The organism is Myceligenerans halotolerans (assembly GCF_054782975.1).
The window spans coordinates 1-1,349 of the sequence record NZ_BAAGRL010000072.1 but is presented as its reverse complement, the minus strand read 5'-3'; the positions used below and the strand labels follow the sequence as shown (position 1 = coordinate 1,349).

Here is a 1,349-nt window from a genome sequence, read left to right as displayed (position 1 = left end):
CTGCCAGGGTGTTCCGGCGGCTGTGTCCGGAGCCGTGGTGTCCCGCCCGCAGGCGCAGGTCAAGGCTGCCGCGGAGCGGCACCCCGTAGGGGCTTGGCCTTGAGCTGCGCCTAGGACGGGCGATGATGGAGCGGCGGCCGCCGGGCAGGGAGTTCATGCCGCCTCCCGGCGGGTGTCGTCGGGCTGATTGAGCCGACCGGTCTCGAACTCGATCGGGGATCGCATCCCGAGCTTGGTGTGGAGCCGGTCGTGGTTGTAGTCGTCCACGAAGGCGGCTACGGCCTGGCGCGCGGCAGCGAAAGTGGGCCAGGTCTGCCAGGCGCGTAGTTCCCGGGTCAGGGTGGAGTGCCACGCCTCGAGCACGCTGTTGTCCAGCGCAGATCCGGGCCGGCCCATGGACTGGGTAATGTGCATACGCTCGCAGGCGGCGCGGAAGTCGCAGGCGGTGAACTCCCCGCCGCGGTCGGTGTGCAGGATCAGGCGGCCCATCTCAAGGGCGTCCCGCCCGCCGCGCACGGCCACGGCCATGGCCAGGGCGCGTTCAGCGACTTCACGGTCGTGACGGGCGCTGATCGCGAACCCGAGCACGCGGCGGGCGTACATGTCCAGCACCGAGTACAGGTACAGCTTCCCCTCACCGGTGGCCAGCTGCGTCCCGTCCCCGAACCACAGGCGGTCCGGCTCCCCGGCATCAAAACGTCGCTCGACCAGGTCGGGGGCGTACCAGCGATTCGCCCTGGCCTGCCGGGTGGTGTTCTTGCGCCGCCGCGGCGCCCGCGCCACCAGGCCGTTCTCCCGCATGACCTGGGCGACCGTGTTCTCCGAGACCTTCCACCCCTGCCTGCGTAGCCAGGCGGTGATCCTGGGGGACCCGTCCCGCCCGCGACGGGCAGCGAATCTGCGCGCCACCTCCACCGCAAGCCGTGCCCGGCGCGCATGCCGCGGGGAGGGATCACCGTGAGCCCACTTGTAGTACCAGGCCTGGGACACCTCCAAAGCCCGGCACGAGGTCGCCACGGGCACCCGATACTCGGCCCTCTGGGAAGTGATGAACCCGGCCACGGCTACCGGCCCATCGCCTCGGAGACCCAGAGAGCCACCGAACGCTTGAGGACATCACGCTGCATCCGCAGCTCGGTGTTCTCCCTGCGCAACCGAGCCAGCTCGGCCCGCTCATCCGCGTCCAGCGGCCCCCGCCCACCCTCGCGTTCCACACGAGCCTTGGCCACCCAGTTCCCCAGCGTCCCGGCACTGACCCCCAGCTCCCGAGCCACCTGCGCGATCGGCTTCCCGGTCTCCACGACCAGCCCCACCGCGCCCTTCTTGAAGTCCGCGTCGAACTTCCGGTA

Annotated in this window: 2 protein-coding genes; both read right to left on the bottom strand. The window is 70.7% G+C overall.

Translation table 11 applies throughout. From position 1 onward, the window contains the following. Positions 1-153 precede the first annotated feature (153 nt). Positions 154-1,062 carry an IS3 family transposase gene (locus tag ACYVK5_RS25760; RefSeq protein ID WP_460709129.1) on the bottom strand — a complete coding sequence of 303 codons (909 nt, stop codon included), beginning with the start codon at positions 1,060-1,062 and terminating at the stop codon, positions 154-156. A 2-nt stretch (positions 1,063-1,064) separates the two neighbouring features. After that, positions 1,065-1,349, bottom strand: a 285-nt coding sequence (locus ACYVK5_RS25755; protein ID WP_460709126.1) for a transposase, incomplete at its 5' end; no start/stop codon positions are given.